This is a genomic window from Flavobacterium cerinum, from assembly GCF_024496085.1.
Classification (GTDB): Bacteria; Bacteroidota; Bacteroidia; order Flavobacteriales; family Flavobacteriaceae; genus Flavobacterium; species Flavobacterium cerinum_A.
In genome coordinates, this window is the sequence record NZ_CP101751.1 from 3991223 (window position 1) to 4015361 (window position 24139).

At 37.8% G+C, this 24139-nt stretch carries 21 protein-coding genes and 1 other RNA gene; 14 read left to right on the plus strand and 8 right to left on the minus strand.

Going from position 1 to position 24139, the window contains the following annotated elements; all coding sequences use genetic code 11:
• Positions 1–26 precede the first annotated feature (26 nt).
• The gene (gene mtaB / locus NOX80_RS18115) at positions 27–1355 is read right to left on the minus strand and encodes a tRNA (N(6)-L-threonylcarbamoyladenosine(37)-C(2))-methylthiotransferase MtaB (protein WP_256551215.1); all 1329 of its coding nucleotides are present in this window, start codon (positions 1353–1355) and stop codon (positions 27–29) included.
• A gap of 174 nt (positions 1356–1529) precedes the next feature.
• On the opposite strand from mtaB, the gene NOX80_RS18120 reads away from it, so the two are divergent.
• The 4 genes from NOX80_RS18120 (at position 1530) to NOX80_RS18135 (ending at position 5716) form a co-directional block, all read left to right on the plus strand.
• A complete protein-coding gene (locus NOX80_RS18120) occupies positions 1530–3146 on the plus strand; it encodes an ABC transporter substrate-binding protein (RefSeq protein WP_256551216.1) in 1617 nt (538 codons plus the stop codon).
• A 60-nt stretch (positions 3147–3206) separates the two neighbouring features.
• The gene (locus tag NOX80_RS18125) at positions 3207–3878 is read left to right on the plus strand and encodes a response regulator transcription factor (RefSeq protein ID WP_256551217.1); all 672 of its coding nucleotides are present in this window, start codon (positions 3207–3209) and stop codon (positions 3876–3878) included.
• Positions 3879–3880: 2 nt separating this feature from the next.
• On the plus strand, positions 3881–5182 hold the full coding sequence (locus tag NOX80_RS18130; protein ID WP_256551218.1) for a sensor histidine kinase: 1302 nt from the start codon (positions 3881–3883) through the stop codon (positions 5180–5182).
• An 81-nt stretch (positions 5183–5263) separates the two neighbouring features.
• Positions 5264–5716, plus strand: a complete 453-nt coding sequence (locus NOX80_RS18135; protein WP_256551219.1) for a PepSY-like domain-containing protein — start codon at positions 5264–5266, stop codon at positions 5714–5716.
• 47 nt (positions 5717–5763) lie between these two features.
• On the opposite strand, the gene aspA is transcribed toward NOX80_RS18135, so the two are convergent.
• From aspA to NOX80_RS18150, 3 genes are all read right to left on the minus strand, one after another.
• Positions 5764–7155: an aspartate ammonia-lyase gene (aspA, locus tag NOX80_RS18140; RefSeq protein ID WP_256551220.1), complete on the minus strand. Its 1392-nt coding sequence runs from the start codon at positions 7153–7155 to the stop codon at positions 5764–5766.
• A gap of 152 nt (positions 7156–7307) precedes the next feature.
• Entirely contained in the window at positions 7308–8477 is a 1170-nt protein-coding gene (locus NOX80_RS18145; RefSeq protein ID WP_256551221.1) for a GlmU family protein, read from the minus strand.
• Positions 8478–8584: 107 nt separating this feature from the next.
• Positions 8585–8836: a type B 50S ribosomal protein L31 gene (locus NOX80_RS18150; RefSeq protein WP_256551222.1), complete on the minus strand. Its 252-nt coding sequence runs from the start codon at positions 8834–8836 to the stop codon at positions 8585–8587.
• 242 nt (positions 8837–9078) lie between these two features.
• Between NOX80_RS18150 and NOX80_RS18155 the strand changes: the two genes are divergently transcribed.
• The 5 genes from NOX80_RS18155 to NOX80_RS18175 are packed head-to-tail and all read left to right on the plus strand — an operon-like array spanning position 9079 to position 14867.
• The gene (locus tag NOX80_RS18155; RefSeq protein WP_256551223.1) at positions 9079–9606 is read left to right on the plus strand and encodes a DUF4199 domain-containing protein; all 528 of its coding nucleotides are present in this window, start codon (positions 9079–9081) and stop codon (positions 9604–9606) included.
• A 9-nt stretch (positions 9607–9615) separates the two neighbouring features.
• Entirely contained in the window at positions 9616–10572 is a 957-nt protein-coding gene (locus NOX80_RS18160; RefSeq protein ID WP_256551224.1) for a glycosyltransferase family 2 protein, read from the plus strand.
• A gap of 26 nt (positions 10573–10598) precedes the next feature.
• Positions 10599–12329 (plus strand): phospho-sugar mutase, encoded by a 1731-nt coding sequence (locus NOX80_RS18165; protein WP_256551225.1) that lies wholly within the window; start codon positions 10599–10601, stop codon positions 12327–12329.
• Position 12330: 1 nt separating this feature from the next.
• Positions 12331–14157: an ABC transporter ATP-binding protein gene (locus NOX80_RS18170; RefSeq protein WP_256551226.1), complete on the plus strand. Its 1827-nt coding sequence runs from the start codon at positions 12331–12333 to the stop codon at positions 14155–14157.
• Positions 14158–14165: 8 nt separating this feature from the next.
• Positions 14166–14867 (plus strand): hypothetical protein, encoded by a 702-nt coding sequence (locus NOX80_RS18175; protein ID WP_256551227.1) that lies wholly within the window; start codon positions 14166–14168, stop codon positions 14865–14867.
• A gap of 94 nt (positions 14868–14961) precedes the next feature.
• On the opposite strand, the gene NOX80_RS18180 is transcribed toward NOX80_RS18175, so the two are convergent.
• The 3 genes from NOX80_RS18180 to NOX80_RS18190 are packed head-to-tail and all read right to left on the minus strand — an operon-like array spanning position 14962 to position 19908.
• A complete protein-coding gene (locus NOX80_RS18180) occupies positions 14962–15690 on the minus strand; it encodes a hypothetical protein (protein WP_256551228.1) in 729 nt (242 codons plus the stop codon).
• A gap of 47 nt (positions 15691–15737) precedes the next feature.
• Positions 15738–18206 (minus strand): TonB-dependent receptor, encoded by a 2469-nt coding sequence (locus NOX80_RS18185; protein WP_256551229.1) that lies wholly within the window; start codon positions 18204–18206, stop codon positions 15738–15740.
• A complete protein-coding gene (locus NOX80_RS18190; RefSeq protein ID WP_256551230.1) occupies positions 18190–19908 on the minus strand; it encodes a M23 family metallopeptidase in 1719 nt (572 codons plus the stop codon). Before NOX80_RS18190 ends, NOX80_RS18185 begins: the two co-directional genes overlap by 17 nt.
• A 187-nt stretch (positions 19909–20095) precedes the next feature.
• On the opposite strand from NOX80_RS18190, the gene NOX80_RS18195 reads away from it, so the two are divergent.
• From NOX80_RS18195 to rny, 4 genes are all read left to right on the plus strand, one after another.
• Complete coding sequence (locus NOX80_RS18195) at positions 20096–20386, plus strand: hypothetical protein (RefSeq protein WP_256551231.1); 291 nt, start codon at positions 20096–20098, stop codon at positions 20384–20386.
• Positions 20387–20393: 7 nt separating this feature from the next.
• Positions 20394–20687 (plus strand): cell division protein ZapA, encoded by a 294-nt coding sequence (locus NOX80_RS18200; RefSeq protein ID WP_256551232.1) that lies wholly within the window; start codon positions 20394–20396, stop codon positions 20685–20687.
• A gap of 53 nt (positions 20688–20740) precedes the next feature.
• A non-coding RNA gene (gene ssrS, locus NOX80_RS18205) (6S RNA) lies at positions 20741–20846 on the plus strand.
• 51 nt (positions 20847–20897) lie between these two features.
• Entirely contained in the window at positions 20898–22463 is a 1566-nt protein-coding gene (rny, locus tag NOX80_RS18210; RefSeq protein WP_256551233.1) for a ribonuclease Y, read from the plus strand.
• Positions 22464–22542: 79 nt separating this feature from the next.
• Here the strand turns inward: rny and xerD are convergent, their stop codons facing one another.
• Positions 22543–23448, minus strand: coding sequence for a site-specific tyrosine recombinase XerD (gene xerD / locus NOX80_RS18215; RefSeq protein WP_256551234.1), 906 nt, complete (start codon positions 23446–23448; stop codon positions 22543–22545).
• A gap of 88 nt (positions 23449–23536) precedes the next feature.
• Between xerD and NOX80_RS18220 the strand changes: the two genes are divergently transcribed.
• Positions 23537–24124, plus strand: a complete 588-nt coding sequence (locus NOX80_RS18220) for a porin family protein (protein WP_256551235.1) — start codon at positions 23537–23539, stop codon at positions 24122–24124.
• Positions 24125–24139: the final 15 nt, after the last annotated feature.

Sequence of the window (24139 nt, forward strand, 5' to 3'; positions counted from 1 at the left end):
TTTTAAAACCTGTCAGGTATTATATTTTATACCGGAACGTTGACAAAGTCCATACGAACGGTTCCGTCTTCGTCTATTTTGGTAAGCTGAATGTCGTGTAAGGTATTTACCAACTCCGGATTCCACGGTGTTTTAACTTTTACGTAATTCTCCGTAAATCCGTGAATGTATCCTTCTTTATTTTCACCTTCAAACAATACTGTACGATGGGTTCCCAATTGACTTTCATAAAATGCTCTTCGCTTTTTAACTGAAAGTCCGCGTAGCATTTTACTTCGTTTACTTCTTACATTCATCGGCACTACACCTTCCATTTCAGCAGCCTCTGTATTATCTCTTTCCGAATAGGTAAATACATGCAGATAAGAAATATCCAGTTCGTTCAGGAAATTATACGTTTCCAGAAACAATTCGTCTGTTTCTCCCGGAAATCCTACGATTACATCCACACCAATACAAGCATGCGGCATTACCTCTCTGATTTTAGTCACTCTGTCAGCATACAATTCCCGTAAATAACGACGCTTCATTTTTTTCAGAATCGTATTGCTTCCCGATTGTAACGGAATATGAAAATGCGGAACAAAAGTGCGGCTTTTCGACACAAACTCGATCGTTTCATTTTTTAGCAGATTCGGTTCAATCGATGAGATTCGTAATCGTTCGATTCCTTCAACCTCATCCAAAGCCTGAACCAGTTCAAAAAACGTATGTTCGTGTTTTTTATTTCCGAACTCTCCTTTTCCGTAATCTCCGATATTAACTCCGGTCAGTACAATTTCTTTAATGCCTTGTGCCGAAATTTCTTTAGCATTTTTCATTACGTTTTCCATTGTATCACTACGGGAAATCCCACGTGCCAACGGAATCGTACAATACGTACATTTATAATCACAACCATCCTGAACTTTTAAAAAAGCACGGGTTCTGTCACCGATCGAATAACTTCCTACATAAAAGTCGGCTTCCTCAATTTCACAGGAATGCACTTCTCCCATGTCGTTTTTCGACAGGTCATTGATATAATCGGTAATTTTAAATTTTTCGGTAGCTCCCAAAACCAGATCCACGCCATCAACCGAGACCAATTCTTCCGGTTTTAGCTGTGCATAACAACCAACAGCCGCCACAAAGGCTTTATCATTATTCTTTAAGGCTTTCTTTACGATCTGCTTGAACTGCTTATCCGCGTTTTCCGTTACCGAACAAGTGTTGATAACATATATATCGGCTATTTCTTCAAAATCCACACGATCAAAGCCTTCGTCCTGAAAACTCCGGGCTATGGTAGATGTCTCTGAAAAATTCAGTTTACATCCCAACGTATAAAAAGCAACTTTTTTTCTGTTTTCCATAATGATAAGCTACCTATAAAGTAGTAACTTTAGTTATATTTACATCTTTTTTAAAAAGAGTTTGCAAAGATACATACAAAATTCGGCTTGGTAAAATCCATTAGCAGATTTATATCTCTAATTCACATTATATTAAGACTTTACAACAGCCGACAAACCGAAATCTATTTCCTGATGCGATCAATAATCTTTTCCATATCAACCTTTTGTCTTGCGATTTTAACGGTTTCTTGTGGTAAAAACAATACAGACGATAAAGAACATCTGGTTTTTCGCTATAACGAAAGTGCCAATGTCAGTTCCCTGGATCCTGCTTTTTCAAAGAGTCAGGCTATTATCTGGCCATGTAATCTGATCTTTAACGGACTGGTTCAACTGGATGACAGTTTACACATCCAACCGGACATAGCCAAATCCTGGACGATTTCACCGGACGGAAAGACCTATACCTTCACGCTACGTAATGATGTTTATTTTCATAAAAGCGGATATTTCGGAAAAGACAGTACGCGAACTGTTACCGCTTCCGATTTTGAATACAGCTTAAAACGATTACAGGATGAAAAAGTAGCTTCACCCGGCGGTTGGATACTTCAAACGGTAGCAGACATGAAAGCGAAAAATGACAGCACTTTTGAAATCAGACTACAAAAACCTTTCCCTGCATTTTTAGGATTGCTATCCATGAAATATGCTTCGGTTGTTCCGAAAGAAATTATTGCAACACCCGGTTATGATTTTCGGGCCAACCCTATCGGAACCGGACCTTTCCAAATGAAATTATGGGAAGAGAACGTTAAACTGGTATTGCGTAAAAATCCGCTCTATTTTGAAAAAGACGAACAAGGCACACGATTACCTTATCTGGAAGCCGTAGCCATCACTTTTCTACCGGATAAACAAAGCGGTTTCCTCCAATTCATTCAGGGTAAACTGGATTTTGTCTCAGGATTAGACCCTTCTTATAAGGATGAAATTCTAACACAAAAAGGGGAATTGCAACCGAAATACCAGAATGATGTCAACCTGATTACCGGACCTTATCTGAATACCGAATATTTAGGTTTTCGTATGGACGGAACCGACAAAACGATATTGGATAAACGGATTCGTCAAGCAATGAATTATGGTTTCGATCGTAAAAAAATGATTCTATATCTCCGTAACGGAATGGGAACACCGGCTACAAGCGGAATTATCCCCGCCGGATTACCGGGTTACAGCGCATTAAAAGGTTATGACTACGATCCGCAAAAAGCACGGGAACTCATCTCCGCCTATAAAAAAGCAACAGGAAATCAGAATCCGACTGTATATCTTTCAACCAATGCGTCTTACATTGACATTACAGAATATTTACAGCGGGAATGGCAAAAAATCGGTTTAAATGTTCAGGTCGACGTAACGCCTCCGGCCACATTGCGCCAGGCTATTGCCACCGGGAAGGTTTCATTTTTCCGGGCTAGCTGGATCGCCGATTATCCCGATGCTGAAAACTACCTTTCTCTGTTTTACAGTAACAATTTTGCGCCAAACGGGCCAAACTATACCCATTTTAAAAATAAGTCTTTTGACGCCTTATATGAAAAAGCCTTTTTAGAAACCGATGATGCCAAACGCTATGAATTATACAAACAGATGGATGCGTTAATCATAGAAGAAGCACCGATTATCCCGTTATTTTACGACAGAGTAGCCCGATTTAGTCGTAAAAATGTAGAAAATCTGGGAATAAACCCGTTAAACCTATTACAACTTAAAAAAGTAAAAAAGGTTCCGAATCATTCCTAATTCTTTCCCAAATTCCCCATTAACTTGCGTCCATTTATGTAATCATCACACTTAAAGCCTATGAAAATTCTGCTAATAGAAGACGAAAAAGGACTACGCGAGGTTATTCAGCAATCTCTGGAAAAAGAAAAATTTATCGTAGAAACGGCGGCGAATTTTAATGACGGACTTGATAAATTAGGATGCTATGAGTATGATTGCGTAATTGTAGACATTATGCTACCGGATGGTAACGGTCTGGATTTGGTTGCCGAAATCAAAACCTTACACAAACAAGAAGCCATTATCATTATTTCGGCCAAAGATGCTGTTGAAGACAAAGTAAGAGGACTCGATATCGGAGCAGACGATTATCTCAGCAAACCCTTTCATCTGGCAGAACTTCATGCCCGAATCAAATCGGCGATCCGAAGAAAAAGTCATAACGGCGATAAGCTGATACATTGGAACAACGTTACCTTATCACCCGAACAACGTGTTGTAACTGTCGGCAAAACAGAATTAACACTTAACCGTAAGGAATTTGATCTCTTATATTATTTCATCACAAATCCGAACCGACTGATTAATAAAACCGCACTAGCCGAATATGTATGGGGTGATTATATTGATCAGGCAGATAATCTGGACTTTGTCTACTCTCAGATAAAAAATTTACGAAAAAAACTAAAAGATGCTGCGGCTGAAATCGATATTCAAGCTGTTTACGGCATTGGTTACCGAATGAGTTAAATATGAAACTTCAGGTTTATACATTACGTTACCTCCTTATCGCCTTACTGGGTGTTATTGCGTTATGGGCCAGTCTTTTTTACATGGTGATTCTGGAAGAAGTGTATGACAATATTGATGACGGTCTTAAAAACTCAAAACTACTCATTATCCGAAAAGCGAAAGAAAGTCCGGAGCTACTGACCAAACACGAATCGGAGATTAATCAGTTTACGATAAAACCGGTTCCGATGGGACGATTTATTGCCCGAAATCACAGTGATGACGACGATGACGATGATAATCAGGATGTGATTTACAACGATCATCAATATATGGAATACGATGATGATTATGAGCCGGTGCGTGTATTAAAAACAGTTTTTATGGCATCAGACGGTAATCCGTACGAATTAACGATTACTGCTTCGATGGTAGAAGAAGACGAGCTTCTGGAAGATTTGATGACCGCACTGATTGCACTTTATATCATGCTGGTCGTTAGCATTGTGATCATCAATTATTTTATTCTGAAAAAAGTTTGGCGCTCCTTCCATTCACTTTTGGACAAATTACGCCATTTTAAACTTGGAACCGGTACTGTTTTTCACGCTCCACCTTCTCCTATCGATGAATTTAAAGTATTAGGCAAAGAACTGGAAGCGTTATTAAAACGCAACGAAGCCACTTATAATAGTCAGAAACAGTTTATTGAAAATGCTTCACATGAGTTGCAAACACCGTTAGCCATTAGCATCAACCGATTGGAACTATTCGCTGAAAACAACATGTTAACCGAAGAACAGATGGAAGATGTCGGTAAAATAACCGATACCCTTTCCAGACTGGTCAAATTAAACAAATCGTTGTTAATGCTGTCAAAAATTGAGAACAGACAATTTCCGGATGAAGAAGACATCGATTTTAATGAATTAACCGAACAAATTGCATCCGACTTTGATGATTTTGCGGCATTTAAATCCGTTTCCTTACACATTGATCAAAAGGAACCGTTGACGTTTAAAATGAACAAAGGACTGGCAGTAACACTTTTAAGCAATCTGATCAAAAATGCCATATTACACAATCAAACAGGCGGCACAGTTGCAATTACACTATCCGAAAAACAATTGATCATTCGGAATTCCGGTTCCGACCAACCGTTAGATCCTGATTTTATTTTTAATCGTTTTGCCCGTCACGGTACCAATGAACACTCCACAGGATTGGGATTAGCCATCGTACAATCGATTATTTCCAATTATAATTTGTATATTACATACACCTTTGACAAGGAACATGTTTTTACTATTACGTTCCCATAAAAAAAAGTTCTTTTTTGTTTTTCCCAATTGTTTCCCAATTCAGGTTGTAATCTTGTATCAAATTTAAAAATCAATACAATTATGAAAACAATATTGAAATCCAATTTGACCCCGGTTGTACTATTATTAATCCTATTAACCGGATTTACCGTACAAGCACAAAAAACCAATATCAAAATGGCACAGTTACCGGCTAATGCGCAAAACTTTTTGAAAAAGCATTATCCGAAACAAACACCGAATTATATTTTGAAAGACGAAGAGACCTTTTCTCTGGACTATAAAGTACAATTAGCAGACGGTACTGAAATTGAATTTGACCGAAAAGGAAACTGGGAAGAAGTAGACGGCAATAAAAACACTATTCCGAACAGCATCATACCGGCACCGATTCTAACGTATGTCCAAAATCACTACAAAGGTGCAGCGATTGTAAAAATCGATAAAGGAGCCTGGGATTATGAAGTGGACCTGAATAATGGCCTGGAGCTAAAATTCAATTCTAAGGGAGAATTTTTACGAGTTGATGATTAAGCTTACAGATATAAAAAAACCGAACAATATGTTCTGTTTTTTTATTTTTATCCTTTAGGTGCCAGCATATTTTCAGGATTCAGAATATCATCCAACTGTTCTTTGGAAAGAATATTATGCTCCAAAACCAAATTGTATACACTCTTCCCGGATTCCAATGCTTCTTTTGCAATTTTGGTACTATTTTTATATCCGATATACGGATTCAATGCCGTTACAATACCAATACTGTGCAACACCATTTCACGACAATGTTCAACATTAGCTGTAATGCCATCAACACATTTCATTCGCAATGTATCCATACCATTTGCTAACAACTCCATCGATTCCATAATAGCATACGTCAATACCGGTTCCATTACATTTAACTGTAACTGTCCTGCTTCTGCCGCCATAGTAACTGTCAGATCATTTCCGATTACACGGTAACATACCTGATTCATTACTTCCGGAATAACCGGATTTACTTTCCCCGGCATAATAGAAGACCCCGGTTGCATCGGCGGTAAATTGATTTCATTTAATCCGCAACGCGGTCCGGATGAAAGCAATCGCAAGTCGTTACAAATCTTAGAAATTTTGATCGCCATTCTTTTTAAGGCAGAAGAATAGATCACATATGATCCGGTATCCGGTGTCGCTTCAATCAGATTAGGTGCCGATACAAAAGGATGTCCGGAAATTTTAGCCAGGTTTTCAGCACATAACTTTGCGTAACCCGGAACAGCGTTTAATCCGGTTCCGATAGCCGTTGCGCCCATATTAATTTCAAAAAACAAAGCTGAATTCTGATTTAATCGTTCGATTTCTTCTTCCAGATTCGCCGCAAAAGCTTCGAATTCCTGTCCTAATGTCATCGGAACGGCATCCTGCAACTGTGTACGTCCCATTTTCAATACCGATTTAAATTCTTCTCCTTTTTTACGGAAAGAAGCAATCAATAATTTTAAATGGCCGATCAATTTAACATTCGAATTAATTGCAGCCAGCTTTATCGAAGTCGGATATGCATCATTAGTTGACTGAGAAAGATTAACATGATCATTCGGTGAACAATACTGATATTCCCCTTTCTGATACCCCATTATTTCCAGTGCTCTGTTAGCCAATACTTCATTAATATTCATATTGGTTGATGTTCCGGCTCCGCCCTGTATCATATCGACAGGAAATTCTTTATCAAATTTCCCTTCAATCACTTCTTTAGCCGCTGTAACTATAGCATTTTTTATTTTTTCATCCAGTAAACCAAGTGTAAAATTGGTTTCGGCCGCTGCCCATTTTACATAGGCTAACCCTTTAATAAACTCCGGATACTGAAATAACCGAACTCCTGAAATATGGAAATTATCAATTGCGCGTTGGGTTTGAATCCCGTAATATGCCTTTTCAGGAACATTTAAATCCCCTAACAAATCGTTTTCAAGTCTATACATTGTAAGATAATTTTTGAATTACTACATTTTAAAGATACTGCTTATTTTAGAGATTTTGCTTTGCCTTTCGTTAAATTTAAAACAAGATCCAACAAAAAACCACAACCGTTTCACAGTTGTGGTCGTTTAACCTTATTTTGTTTTAAAATGACCTAGCGCCATTTTTTAGTTTCTTCAAATACATGCTCTAGTATTAACTGGTCTTGTTCCGTAAAAGGTATATTACGTCTGGACATAACCGTTTTCGCAGTTGCAAACGCTTTTTCAGGTATATATTCGGTAAATCCGTCAGCTCCCCCCCATGAAAAACTCGGAATAAAGTTTTTCGGAAAACCGCCGCCGTAAATATTAGCACATACACCTACCACCGTACCGGTATTAAACATGGTATTAATTCCGCATTTACTGTGATCTCCCATCATCAGACCGCAAAACTGCAATCCTGTCTTAATCATTGCTTCTGCTTCATAACTCCACAATTTCACCTCTTCGTAGTTATTCTTCAAATTGGAATTATTACTATCAGCGCCCATGTTACACCATTCTCCTAAAACAGAATTCCCTAAAAATCCGTCATGTCCTTTATTAGAATACGCAAACAATACCGAGTTACTGATTTCGCCTCCTACTCTGCAATGTGGTCCGACAGTTGTAGCGCCGTAGATTTTCGTTGCCAGTTTTACCTGAGCTTCTTCACATAACGCAAAGGGTCCGCGAATTACGGTACCTTCCATAATTTCGCTGTTTTTCCCGATATAAATCGGTCCGGTAGCTGCGTTTAGCGTTACAAACTCCAGTTTAGCGCCTTCCTCGATAAAAATATTTTCCGGAGCTATTACGTTCACGCTTTTCGGAATGGGTTGCGAAATCCGCCCTTCCGTAAGCAAGTCAAAATCTTCCCGTAAAGCGATGTCATTTTTCTTAAAAATATCCCACGTATGCTCTATTTTGATACAATCATCTGTATATTCAATAATCTCATAAAGATCAAAATCTACTTCTTCCTGTGTATCCTGCGTATAAAATGCAATTACATCGTCATTATGAAAGACGGCCTGATTCGGTTCCAGATTTGTGATCATTTCCGTCAATATTTCATTCGGTAAAAACGAAGCATTGATCATTATGTTTTTTTCCATTTCCACCATCGGGAATTTTTCCATCAGGTATTCTTCGGTTAATGTAGTTGTGGTATAACCCAGGAATTTTTCCCATTTTTCCCGAATGGTCAGGATTCCGATTCGGATATCAGCTACCGGTCGGGTAAACGTAAAAGGTAGCAGTGCCTCTCGGACAGCTCCGTCAAAAAGTATGTAGTTCATCTGTTATTGCCGTATGATTCGTTACCAAAGTTACAAAGTTTTCTTTCAGATATAAAAATAAAAAAAGCTTCCCGTTAAGGAAGCTTCTTTTAAATTTTGAACACTTATTACTTACTAAATTTAGCGTATTTGTTTTTGAATTTATCAATACGTCCAGCAGTATCGATAAGTTTCGATTTACCAGTATAAAATGGGTGAGACGTTCTTGAAATCTCCATTTTATACACTGGATATTCAACACCATCAACTTCGATAGTTTCTTTAGTTTCTACTGTAGATTTAGTAATGAATACATCTTCATTTGACATATCTTTAAATGCTACTAATCTGTAATTTTCCGGGTGAATTCCTTTTTTCATGATGTAAATCTTTTATTGGTGGTTGTAACCTGTTTTGAAGCTTTTGTTTTTCAAAAAGGTATAAACAGTCTACAACTTTTTGTTTATAATCTTTTTTTATTTCAGGCTGCAAATGTACAACTAATTTTGAAATATCAAATCTTTACTCCGATTTTTTTGGTTTTTGATGCTGTATAATTTTTAGTGCTGCTATAAAGGTAATTCTTATATTTGTAAATTAATTAACCAAAAACTAAATTTTTATGAATGCTACAATCAAAAAAAACGGGATTAATTTTGGTATCATAATGGGTGTATTCTCCATTTTAATCACTACTTTAATTTATGCAATCGATGTGTCATTATTTGTTAATCCCTGGATAGGAATTGCAAGCATTATTATTTACATTATTTTGGGAATCGTGTTACTTTCCAAAACTAAAAAAGAATTGGGAAGCATCACGTTTAAAGAGGCTTTTACCGTTTACTTTTTAGCAGCTGCTATCGGTGCGGTACTATCGGTTTTATTCAATATTATTTTATTTAATTTTATTGATCCTTCCGCAAAAGAAACCATCAGCGAGATGACCATTCAATATACCGTGGATATGCTTAAAAAATTCAATACGCCTACTTCAGCGATAAAGGAGACTATTGAAAAAATGAAAGAAACTGACAATTACAGTATTCCAAGCCAGTTAAAAGGATTGGTTTTCAGTTTTGTTTTCAGCGCAATATTCGGTGCTATTCTGGCTCTGATTTTCAAAAACAAAACCACTACATTAGAATAAAAAAATTAAATGAATTTATCCATTATAATTCCTTTACTGAACGAGAGCGAATCGCTCCCGGAATTGCATTCCTGGATTGTCAACGTCATGACAAGTCATAACTTCTCCTACGAAGTGATTTTTATTGATGATGGCAGTACCGATAACTCATGGAAACTGATCGAAGAGTTATCAGCAAAAGATCCCAATGTAAAAGGAATCCGATTTTTAAGGAATTACGGAAAATCACAGGCATTACATGCCGGTTTTGCGAAAGCCGAAGGTGATGTTATTATCACTATGGATGCTGACTTACAGGACAGTCCTGATGAGATTCCGGAATTATACAATATGATTATCAACCAACAATACGACCTCGTGTCCGGTTGGAAAAAAAAGCGCTACGATTCGGTTGTAGCCAAAAATTTACCTTCAAAACTGTTTAACTGGGCGGCCCGCAAAACATCGGGTGTCCAGTTAAATGATTTTAACTGCGGACTGAAAGCCTATAAAAATATCGTCATCAAAAACATTGAGGTTTCCGGCGAAATGCACCGCTATATTCCGGTATTGGCAAAGAATGCCGGTTTTGCAAAAATCGGTGAGAAAGTCGTAATCCATCAGGCACGAAAATACGGTTCAACCAAATTCGGAATGGAACGTTTTATTAACGGATTTCTGGATCTGATCACTATTTGGTTTATATCGCGCTTCGGAAAACGACCTATGCACCTTTTCGGAGCTTTAGGAGTGTTCATGTTCACGATCGGATTTTTATCGGCCGGCTATATCGGTTTTATCAAACTTTACAGACTGTATCACCATCAGCATACTATTTTAGTAACCAGTAATCCGTGGTTTTACATCGCTCTGACTACTATGATCATCGGAACACAACTATTTTTAGCCGGCTTTTTAGGCGAAATCATCCTACGAACAAAAAACAACGAGGAGCGCTATAAAATTGCCGAAAAGGTTAATCTTTAGTTTATAACAACATTAAAAAATTGAACATGCACATCGAACAGCAGTTACTAGATAAGGTCAACATCTGGCTTAACAGTCCGGTATTTGACCATGAAACTCAGGAGAAAATCAAGGAAATGATGACTTCTTCCCCTAAAGAACTGGAAGATAGTTTTTACAAAAACCTGGAGTTCGGAACCGGAGGAATGCGAGGAATTATGGGCGTTGGAACGAATCGAATCAACAAATATACTTTAGGAAAAAACACTCAGGGATTATCTGATTATTTAAAAAAATCGTTTCCCGGCGAATCTCTTAAAGTAGCGATTGCCTACGATTGTCGTCATAACAGTAACACATTGGCCAAAGTAGTTGCAGATGTATTTTCCGCTAACGGTATTCAGGTATTTTTATTTTCGGATATGCGTCCGACTCCGGAATTATCATTTACCGTAAAATACCTGGGATGTCATGCCGGTATTGTACTAACCGCTTCACACAATCCGCCGGAATATAACGGCTATAAAGTATATTGGCAAGACGGAGGTCAGTTAGTTCCGCCACAAGACCATGAAATCATACAAACGATCGAATCATTAGAGTACGATCAGATACTTTTTGAAGCCAATAATGACCTTATTGAATACATTGATACCGCTGTAGACGATGCTTTTATCAACTCAGCTATCGAAAACGGAAGTTTTAACACTCCTGCTTCGGCTAAAGAAAAATTAAAAATCGTTTTTACCTCCTTACACGGAACCTCTATCAAACTGGTTCCCGATGTATTGGAAAAAGCCGGTTATACCAATGTCGCTATTGTTAAAGAACAGGCCGAACCGAACGGCGATTTTCCAACGGTTAAATCCCCTAATCCGGAAGAACCGGAAGCATTAACCATGGCTTTGGAATTGGCTGAAAAAACCGGTGCCGATATTGTAATCGGAACAGATCCGGACAGCGATCGTCTGGGAATTGCCGTAAGAAATACAGAAGGCAAACTGATCTTGTTAAACGGAAACCAATCGATGGTCGTGATGACACACTTCCTTTTGGAGCAGTGGAAAAAACAAGGTCGCATTACCGGAACTGAATTTATCGGATCAACCATTGTATCTACTCCGATGATGCTGGAATTAGCTGACGCCTATGGTATTGAATGCAAAGTAGGTCTTACCGGTTTTAAATGGATCGCTAAAATGATCAAAGATTTCCCGCAACAACAATTTATTGGTGGCGGAGAAGAAAGTTTCGGCTTTATGGCCGGCGATGCCGTTCGTGATAAAGATGCGGTTACCGCTACACTACTAGTTTGCGAAATTGCAGCTCAGGCTAAAGAAAGAGGAAGTTCGCTTTACGAAGAATTGCTACAAATGTATGTTGACTTCGGTTTTTACAAAGAACATCTTATTTCCATCACTAAAAAAGGAATCGACGGTGCTAATCAGATCAAACAAATGATGTCGGATTTGCGAGAGCATCCTTTAGAGGAAATCAACGGCGAACGCGTTATCTTTGTGGAAGATTATCAAAGTTCCGTTACAAAGAATCTATTAAACGGAGAATCAGGAGCACTTGACATCCCGAAATCCAATGTTTTAATTTATTATCTGGAAGACGGTAGTAAAATATGTGCCCGACCAAGTGGTACGGAGCCAAAAATCAAATTCTATTTCAGCGTTAATGCCCGAATAGAAAGTCTTGATGAAATCGATGCAGCTGAAGAATTCCTGGACGATAAAATCAAGAATATAATTACAGGAATGAATTTATCTTAAAATGACTTACTTTAAACAAATTTTCCGCTTTGCGGTTCCTTACCTTAAATATGCTTACCTGAACGTATTGTTCAATGTGCTTTATGCCTTGTTCAGTACGATCTCTTTTATGGCATTGATTCCGATGTTATCTGTATTATTCGGTGAGACAGAAAGAATTACTCAGGCACCGGTATATACCGGTCTCGCTGATATTAAAGCGTACGGAGAAAATTATTTCAATTATTTCGTAACCACCACTTCCGAAAGCAAAGGCATTGATTATACTTTAGGCTTTCTGGTTGTGATTATCATCTCCATCTTCCTGTTAAAAAATGTTTTTAACTATCTGGCTTTGTTTTTTGCTACTTTCCTTCGAAACGGAATGTTACGCGATCTGCGAAATGCCATGTATAAAAAGGCTGTGGAATTACCGCTTTCCTTTTTCTCCGAAAAACGAAAAGGAGACACAATTTCCCGTATTACCTGGGACGTTGGTGAGGTTCAAAGTTCCTATCTTTCGATTCTGGAGCTTATTGTAAAAGAACCGTTGACAATTATATTTACGATTGTCGGAATGTTAATCATCAGTGTAAAGCTGACTATTTTTGTATTCATCTTTATACCGGTTTCCGGTTTTGTTATCTCACTTATCGGGAAACGATTAAAAAAACAATCCACTGTCGCACAACAGGAACAAGGAATATTTTTATCTATCGTTGAAGAAACTCTGGGCGGATTAAAGGTAATCAAAGGCTTCACTTCTGAAGACTATTTTAATAAAAAATTCAGCACTTCTACCGATCGTTATTTTAACCTTTCTAATAAAATCATGAACCGTCAGAACATGGCTTCTCCGGTTAGTGAATTTATGGGAATTATGGTTATTGCTATCTTGCTATGGTTTGGCGGTCATATGGTATTGGTTGAAAAAACCTTACTGGGCGCTCAGTTTATCGCTTATATGGGATTAGCCTATAACATCCTTACACCGGCCAAAGCAATCTCTAAAGCGTCGTATGATATTAAACGAGGAAATGCTGCCGCTGAAAGGGTTCTGGAAATTCTGGAAGAAGTTAACCCGATTACCAGCAAACCGGATGCGATTCAAAAAACGACATTCGAAAAAGATATTCATATCGAGAATATTAACTTCCGTTATGAAGATGAAAATGTTCTGAAAAACTTTTCACTGGATGTTCCGAAAGGTAAAACGGTTGCTTTAGTTGGTCAATCCGGTAGCGGAAAGAGTACAATTGCTAATTTACTGACTCGTTTTTATGACGTACAGGAAGGCGCTATCAAAATTGACGGCATCAACATCAAAGATTATGATTTGCATGCCTTACGCGGACTGATGGGATTGGTTACACAAGATAGCATCTTATTTAATGATACGATCAAAAACAATATTTTATTAGGTAAACAGGATGCAACCGATGACGAGATCATTGCCGCACTAAAAATCGCTAATGCCTATGAATTTGTAAAAGATCTTCCGAACGGAATCGACACTAATATCGGTGATAGCGGAAACAAATTATCCGGCGGACAAAAACAACGTTTGTCCATCGCGCGGGCTGTTTTGAAAAACCCGCCAATTATGATTCTGGACGAAGCGACATCGGCTTTGGATACTGAAAGCGAAAGACTGGTACAGCAAGCACTGGAAAATATGATGCAAAACAGAACTTCAGTTGTTATCGCTCACCGTCTTTCAACGATACAAAAGGCAGATAAAATCGTGGTGATGCAAAAAGGAGAAATCGTTGAGCAAGGCACACACGATGAATTGCTTGCATTAAACGGTACTTATTCGAAATTAGTTATGATGCAATCCTTTGAATAAACAGTAATATGTACCGACAAAGTCCGAATATCACACTTCCTGAAAACCCGGATACCATTATCTGGAAGTATCTGGATTTGTCGAAATTTTTGGATTTGTTGTTGTATCAGAAAATGTTTATGTCGCGTTCGGATAAGTTCGAAGACCAATACGAAGGCACATTTAGTGAACCTACATTTGAAGAAATTAAAAAAATAGCGGAGAACAACCCCAAGTTCCTGCAATATTATAAGTCACATCGCGAAAACGTCGTAATCAGCAGTTGGCATACCAACGAATACGAATCTTTCGCGATGTGGCAAATTTTCACCAAAAACAATGAAGGTCTGGCAATTCAATCGACCATAGGCCGCCTAAAAGAAGCTTTGGCTCCTGAAAAGCATTTTGAACAATACATTGGTGAAGTTAATTATATCGATTATAAAAAGGAGTACATTCCTTTTGACGATGCCTTTTTCCCCTTCCTTTTTAAACGTAAAAGCTTTCAATATGAAAAGGAAATCCGGATCATTTCGGACGTTACTTCCCAAAAGCTTTCTATTAATGAAGGTTTAAAAATCAATGTTGACATCAACACCTTAATCGAAACAATCTATATTCATCCGAAATCGGAAAATTGGTATAAGAAACTGGTAATCGAACTGGTTGCCAAGCTTGGCTTCGATTTTAACATTGAGAAATCGGATCTGGAAAGTGATATTCTGATCTAAAAAAATTCCGGATAATAGCCTGGACTTTCACTGCCTACTTTTTAAGTATCCGATTTGAATTTGAAATAAAGAATTAACTATTACGGAAATCGGATTAGATCGGCATATATTCTTCAGCCTTCCACTCTTTATCCATTAAGTTAACGTAGAAATAGTGTACTTTATCATTTTTATCAAAAGCACCGTTTTTATTGATATCTTCAATCGTTCTGAAATACAAACGATTTTGTACTTCAACGATATTCCAGTCCAACAATTCCTGTAAATCATCAGACATTTTAGCGAATTTCGTACCGTTAAAGTTACTCAGATAAAGTGCTTTGATATCGTTAGCATCGATTTTTCCGTCGCGATTCGTATCCGAATCCACTAAAGAATACACTAATATTTGTTTTTTGGTTTTATCAGCAATCGTATTTAAATAGGTCGCCGTTTGAATTTGAATCGTCTTATCCGTCAGACTACGCATATCCGTTGAATCGATGTGCTGAAATTTTAAATTCTGAAAGTATCCTGTAATCTCAAAACGGTTGTAATTTGAAATCGCATAACTTACCGAATTGGTTTTACTGGAGCCGTAACTACTACTCGGACCGTCATAAACCCGAATATCTCCTATGGCATGAATCAGGTATTTTGTTCCATCCATATAAATCGGAAGATCCGCGATTTTAATTTGAGAAGAATCCCTTTTTACCGGATTGCTAGCCGTAGTATTTTTTGTCCCTTCGTAAATTACTTTAGGCTTATTACTTTCCGGCTCTTTACATCCAATAAAAAGAAACGTCAGAAGCAAGGCGGTACAGGTTACAAACTTTTTCATCTTCAAAAATTAAATAGTCTTTCAAATATATAACTTTTACACTGGAACTACAATCTTACATTTAATTTTAAATTGAATGTACGAGTGGTCATATAGTTCGGAATTCCGTACTGACTTTTAGTGTACACATCCCTTACCCATGTATTGGTAATTGCATTCTGGTTATTGAAAAGGTTAAAAATTTCAAATCCTAAAGCCAACTCACGGAATGGTTTTAACCAGTTTTTATTTGATTTAATTGCAGTGTCTTTAAAAACATAGGAAAATCCGGCATCTGCTCTTCGGTAATCTTTTAATCGCAGCTGATAATTATACGGATCGGCATAAGAAGGAGACCCACCCGGTAATCCGGTATTATAAACCAGATTCAGATACATTTTCAGATTCGGAATATTCGGCATATAATCCTGGAAAAGCAATCCGAATTTCAAACGCTGATCCGTTGGACGCGCAATATAGCCTTTTCCATCCTGATTTTCTTCCGTTTTCAAATATCCGAAACTGAACCAGGATTCTGTTCCCGGCACAAATTCTCCGTTTAAACGGAAATCAGCACCATATACATAGGCCGTTGCATCGTTATTTGCTGCATAACGGATTCTTACGTTATCAATGGTGTAAGTATTTACATCCGATAAATGTTTATAATACGCTTCCGAAACCAACTTAAACGGTCGACCCCACATTTTAAAGCTGTAATCATTTCCTAAAACAATATGAACCGACTGTTGCGCTTTTACATTAGGTTGAACCACTCCGGCCGCATCCCGTAATTCCCTGTAAAAAGGCGGCTGATGATAAACTCCTCCGGACAAACGGAATAACATATCCATTTCCCAGGCCGGTTTAATTGCAAACTGTGCTCTCGGACTAAACGTAATCTGACTGTCACCGGTTACAATATTATCACCGCTAACCTGCCATTGATGCGCTCGAACACCTGCATTAATCCAATATTCACCCGCACCGATCTCACCGCGATAGTTCCATTGTGCATATCCTGAAAAACGGTTAATCTGAACAAAATTCGTTGCTCTTACATTCTGATACGGCGCTAACGGTCCGGTATAAGGCGTATACGGTTGATCATGTGGAATATCTAAAATCGGAGCCGGCAATGAAAAACCAGCCGAATCAATTGCTTCCCATTCTACAATACGGTCGCGAATATCTTCTTTTGTATATTTAAAACCCCACTCCACCTGATGTTCACTGGTTTTAGACGAATGGAATCCTTTCACTTCAGCATTAAAAATAAGTGCATCCAGATTGTTTCGGGCATGACTTAACTGCGAACCTACACCACGGGAATACACTACATCACCAAACGTTTCAGAACCGATATTACTATCCACTTCACCAAGAGCATATTGTGCTTCTATATCAAAGTGTTCCTGTTCCTGCGTATGATAAGCTGAGCCGATAAATTTCAATTTAAAATCATCACTCACCTGATAAACCGATTTTAACGCTCCGAATAAAGTCAGATAACGATCTTTTTCCTGTCCGTCATAAAAAACCTGTAAAGCGATCGGATTATCAATTGTACCGAAATTCGTCTGACGCGAAATCGGTTGGTAATTATAACGGTTTTGCGAAATATTTCCTAAAAAGCTCCATTGCCATTTGGTCGAAGCATCAAAGTTGATTAAGGTTTGAACATCAACGAAAGTCGGTCTGAAATTCGTTTCTGTTTCCTGACTTTTTACCAGCAAACTATTATCCCGGTAGCGTACTCCGGTAATATTACTCCATTTCTGATTTTTAGAAACCAGATCCACAGTAGCGCTTCCTCCTAACAAACTCGCATCTACAGCAGCCTGAAACTTAGTCGGACGACGATAGGTAATATCCAGAACCGATGAAAGTTTATCACCGTATTTAGCCTGGAATCCTCCGGCAGAGAAATCAACATTCTGTACCATTTCCGTATTGGTAAAACTCAAACCTTCCTGTTGTCCGGAGCGAATTAAAAACGGACGATAGACTTCAATTTCATTCACATACACGAGGTTTTCATCATAATTCCCTCCCCTAACAGCATATTGTGTACTTAATTCGTTATTGGAATAAACACCCGGAAGGGTTTTCAGAATATTTTCCACACCCGCATTGGCTCCCGGTATTGTTCGGATTACTTCCGGCGCTATGGTTGTAACCCCTTCTACTCTTTTTCTCCCTTTTGAAACGACCACCTCACCTAATTGTTCCGCCCGTTGATTTAAAACAACGTTCAGCTCATAATCTTCATTCGGTTTTAATTCAATAACCGTAACCGCCTTTTTAAAACTAACGTGTGTAATTTCAACTGTTATTTTCTGATTTGCCGGAACAGTTATCTGAAAGAAACCATTTTCATTCGAAATGGCAGAAGCGGCATTAGCTTTAACAGATGCTTTTGCGATCGGTTTATTGGATTCATCTAAAAGAACACCTTTTATTCTGGCGGTTTGCGCATAGGAGCTCAAACCAATAAACAAAATACAAATCGCAATAAAATCAATTATTCTTTTCAAGAGAGGTCGGTTTTAAGGTTTTAAAAAAGTGCGTTTCAAAGGTAGTAGAATTTCCAATATTATCTGACACAATAATTTTCAAATCATTTCTTCCGTCATCATAAATCAAATCATTCAAATCATGCACCAGTAGTTTTGTTTTATAGTCGTATTTCATTAAAATCCACTTTCCGTTCAAATAGCCGTTATATTCTTTAATTCCGGACAAATCGTCCTGAATATGAACACTAATCGTATCCAATTTATCAATTGTACTTCCCGTTGTAAAATTAGTCCCGTAAATACGCGGCCCGACTGTATCCTGCATCAGCATAAATTTCCCAAGCTCTTTTGTACGAATTGAAAACAAGTCGCCTTTTTTAGTTGTCGTATAATATTCCGGTTTACTACCGTCCATCCGACCGATAAAACTTCTTTTATAGTCCAGATTCGGCATTCCGGCTACATTAAACGTTATTGTAATATTATTGTGCGCCGGCACGGTATCATCGTGTAAATCCAGTATATTATTTTTAACATCAAAGCGCAAGTAGAAATCTTCATAAAAGGCATTCGCCGGTACAAAGACTGAAATATTGTCTTTTGTAAAATTATGATCGTTAGCCGATTTGATAAAATAAGGTGTCGTTACATCTTTTCGCACCAATTTTACCGGCTGATCAGAATACGCTACCGGTATATTGATCACGGTTTTATTATTATGAAAATCCGAAACCTCAATACGGTAAGAGAAGGTATCTTTTTCTTTGATACTTATCTGACCGTTTTTCTCATTTCCGCTGATAATGGAAAACGGATAATTCTTTTTATAAAACAGTTTCTGATAGCGCAATTTTGTTCTTTTATAGCGTTCAAAATCAATAAAATTATTGATATAGCGGGATTCGTCAAACGAAAACGAATCAAACTGATAACCGTAGAGTTTTGTACCGTTTAAAAAAGTTTCCACTTTATAAACTCCGTTTTTACTGTAATTATTATCCGAAGTGTCATAGGCATCCAGTGCGAAACCGATATTTCCTTTCCCCGTCACCTTACTTCCAAGATAAGAACCGTCTTTTTGAAGAGATAATCCGACTACTACCGGATTTTGCGACTGATTTACAACAGCATCATCACTAATCGGATACACTACGATTCCGTTAATTGACGGTGCTTTCGTATCTTTTGTTTCCTTATCCATCCCGAACAACAGCGGGTTCAGCGTCTTTTCCGTTTTAGTATCGCGATATTCAAAATGCAAATGCGGCCCACCGGATCCGCCTGTATTTCCGGACAAAGCAATCAACTCACCTTTTGTAACCGGCAATTCGGAAGCCATAGGAAACAATTCAATTTCAAATTTTTTCTGCGCATACTGCTTTTTCCGTACGTATTCCCCTATTTTACCGCTATACCCTTTTAAGTGACCATAAACTGTAGTCACACCATTGGAATGTGTGATATAAAGTGCGTGTCCGTAACCGAAAGTAGAAACTTTTATTCTCGAAACGTAGCCATCGGCTACAGCAAAAACCGGCAATCCGGTACGTTGTTGTGTTTTGTAATCCAATCCGGAATGAAAGTGATTTCCACGTAGTTCACCAAAAGTTCCGGACGATTGCAACGGAATATCTAAAGGTGACCGGAAATAATCCTTAGGGTATTGATTTTGTGAAAAACCGCACAAAAACGAGAAGCAGAAAAGCAGCAACAGTCTCATAAAACGAATTTAGGCTAATATAAAAAACAAATATAAAACAAACTAAAAATACTGCAAAAACTTAACTAACTATAAGACAAATTATTACCAAACACGGCCAAAGAATTTCTAATTTTTTAGTAAAACTATTGGTATTTCTCATCAGGAATATTAACTTTGTAAAATCATATAATGAAATCAGTCTGCAATGAATGGATTATCGGAAATCATTGATTCTCTTGAACATAAGTTTTCCAAGCTGCTCCTTAAAATGGAAAGTCTGGAACAACGCAATCAGGAATTACAAAATGAGTTATCGAAATCAACAGCAGTGATACATCGCCAGAAAGATGAAATTACGGCCTTACAGGCACAGTATGAGAATTTAAAAATGGCGAATTCATTATTAGGCAGTGAAGAAAATAAACGAGAAACGAAACTCAAAATAAATTCATTAATACGCGAAATTGATTACTGCATAGCACAACTTTCGGAATAGAAGGCTTATGGATGACAAGCTAAAAATAAAGATATCTATCGCCGACAGGGTTTACCCTCTAACTGTGGATTATACACAGGAAGAAGGACTTCGAAGCGCCTCCAGAAAGATTGACACTATGATTAAACAATTTGAGGAAAACTATGCCGTACGCGACAAACAGGATGTTTTAGCGATGTGTGCTTTACAGTTTGCCTCACAGTTAGAGCAAAAACAAATTGACAAATCCGCTGATTTTCAAGATGCTTTTGACCGCTTAAAAAATATGGATGACCAATTGAATTCGATTCTGTCAAAATAAACACGTTCTTTAAATAGATTAAGATACTGCCTACATTAGTACCTATTTGATAAACTCAACACTAACAAATTAAAATGAGTGAATCATCGTTTCTAAAGCATGCTGTCCAGAACAGATCCTTGAACAACGAGTTAACTCAAAACTTGTCTTTACGAGTTTATGCAATAACCCTAATGTAGGCTTTTTTTATATATAACTTTCAAACATACCATGAGCACAACACTTATAATCATTATTTGCTGTATTGCAGGAACAGGAATCGGTTTTGGAATTGCTAAGTATTTAGAAAAAATCAATGCTTCCACATTGATTAAAAATGCAAAAAGTGAAGCAGCTTCTCTACTAAAAGATGCCAAAGCTGAAGGAGAGGCCATCAAAAAAGATAAAATTCTCCAGGCTAAAGAAAAATTCATTGAATTAAAAGCAGAACACGAACAGGTAATTTTAGGTCGCGATAAAAAGATTGCCGAAGCTGAGAAAAGAACACGCGACAAAGAATCTCAAGTATCGAACGAATTGGCTAAAGCCAAAAAAAGCAATGACGAACTTGACAACAAAGTAAACGATTACAACAGCCGAATCGAAGTACTGGATAAAAAGCAACAGGAAATCGAAAAACTTCATAAAAGTCAGGTAGAACAACTGGAAGTAATTTCTGGTCTTTCTGCCGAGGAAGCTAAAAACCAATTAGTAGAAAGCTTACGAACTGAAGCAAAATCGAGTGCCATGTCTCATATTCAGGAGACGATTGAAGAAGCTAAGCTTACTGCACATCAGGAAGCCCGAAAAATCATTATCAACACTATTCAACGTATCGGAACGGAAGAAGCAGTTGAAAACTGTGTTTCTGTATTCAACATTGAGTCGGATGATGTTAAAGGTCGTATTATCGGACGTGAAGGACGTAATATCCGTGCTTTAGAAGCTGCTACAGGAGTGGAAATCATTGTTGATGACACACCGGAAGCGATTATACTTTCTTGTTTTGACCCGGTTCGTCGTGAAATTGCCCGTTTGGCTTTACACAAACTGGTAACTGACGGTCGTATTCACCCGGCACGTATCGAAGAAGTAGTAGCTAAAACCGCTAAACAAATTGACGATGAAATCATCGAAGTCGGTAAACGTACTGTAATTGATTTAGGTATTCACGGTTTACATCCGGAATTAATCAAAATCGTAGGACGTATGAAATACCGTTCTTCTTACGGACAAAACTTATTACAACACTCGAGAGAAGTTGCCAAACTTTGCGGTGTTATGGCAGCTGAATTAGGCTTAAACGTTAAACTAGCAAAAAGAGCCGGTTTACTACACGATATCGGAAAAGTTCCGGAAACCGAAAGCGAATTACCACACGCTATCTTAGGTATGCAGTGGGCTGAGAAATACGGTGAAAAAGAAGAAGTTTGCAACGCAATCGGAGCACACCACGATGAAATTGAAATGAAATCGCTTATCGCACCGATTATTCAGGTTTGTGATGCTATTTCAGGAGCAAGACCGGGAGCAAGACGTCAGGTATTGGATTCGTATATCCAACGTCTGAAAGACCTTGAAGATATTGCTTACGGTTTTAACGGTGTTAAAAATGCCTATGCTATTCAAGCCGGACGTGAATTACGTGTAATCGTAGAAAGCGAAAAAGTAAGCGATGAAATGGCTTCTACACTTTCTTTTGATATTTCGCAAAAAATTCAAACTGAAATGACGTATCCGGGTCAGGTAAAAATTACCGTAATCCGTGAAACCAGAGCAGTTAATATTGCAAAATAAAATTCACCTACATAAAAAACAAAAAAGCATTTCTTAACCGAAATGCTTTTTTTATTCTACATTCTTTCCTCTTTTCTCCTCACTCTTTATTCCGCGGATGATAGGCATGCAATACTTTTGAAAGATGTTTTCTGTCAAGATGCATATACACCTCAGTAGTTGTAATCGATTCATGGCCCAACATCATCTGAATCGCACGTAAGTCGGCTCCGTTCTCCAAAAGATGAGTCGCAAACGAATGCCGGAATGTATGCGGACTAATCGTCTTTTTCAAATTAATTTTAACCGCCAGCTCTTTTATAATCGTAAACACCATAGCACGGGTCAACCCGCTTCCTCGCCGGTTCAAAAACAAAGTGTCTTCGAATCCTTTTTTGATTTGCTGGTGATTTCGTATACTTTCCTTATACAATAGTATATATTTTTGAGTCGAAGCACCAATTGGCACAAAACGCTGTTTATTTCCTTTTCCGGTAACTTTTACGAATCCTTCTTCAAAAAACAAATCTGACAGCTTTAGCGCTATTAATTCAGAAACCCGAAGCCCACAACTATACAGCGTTTCCAACATCGCCCTATTGCGCTCTCCTTCATTTTTAGACAGATCAATTGCCTGAATTAGCCCGTCGATTTCTTCAGTTGACAAGGTATCCGGTAATTTCCGCCCCACTTTGGGTATTTCAATCAATTCTAACGGTGTCGTTTCCCGATATCCTTCGAAAATCAAAAAATTAAAAAAACTTTTTAATCCCGAAATAATCCGGGTTTGCGATCGCGCATTCACTTTATCCGAAATTTCATAAATAAAAGCCTGAATTTCCTGTTCATCAATTTTTACGGGAGATACATCCTGCGCTGTATTTTCGAGGTAATTAACCAGTTTTTCAATATCAAAAACATAATTTGCTATTGTATTTTCCGACAATCCTCTTTCCAGTTTCAGATAGGATTTGTACTCTTTTATATAGGATTCCCAAGCAGACATAAGCAACCGGTTTTTCAATCAAAAATTAATTTGTAGGTATTTTGGCATCATTTCTGCATAAAGTTAAAAAACTTAAAAATTAAGCATTATGAAAATCGTAAAATTTTTATCAGCCGGGCTGTTATTCGTAGCCGCAATAACTACAGCCAATGCACAAGAAAAGGCAACTTTCGGGATTAAAGGTGGAGCTAACTTTTCCACAGTGACTCAGGGTAAATTTGAAGACGGTCCGGATTCCCGTACCGGTTTCCATATCGGTGTAGTAGGCGAACTTCCTATCGTATCTAACGTATTCTCTATTCAACCGGAGGTTTTATATTCCCAACAAGGCTTTGAAAGCAACTATAGCTTACTCGGGAATTCATATACCACAAAACATAAAATCGATTATTTGAATATTCCGGTTTTAGCCAAACTATACATCATCAAACAACTTAGCGTTGAAGCCGGACCTCAATTCGGTTTTAAACTAAATGAAAGTCATGATACCAATAACAGCTCTATCGAAACCAACGAAGTGAATAAATTTGATACCGCATTAGCTATCGGCGCATCTTTTAACTTTGACAACGGTTTGTTTTTAACCGGTCGTTATACCTATAGTTTAAACGAAGTCGTAAAAGATACGGATGCTAAAAACAAAGTATTCCAGGTAGGACTAGGATTTAAGTTCTAAAACAGAAACAAAAAC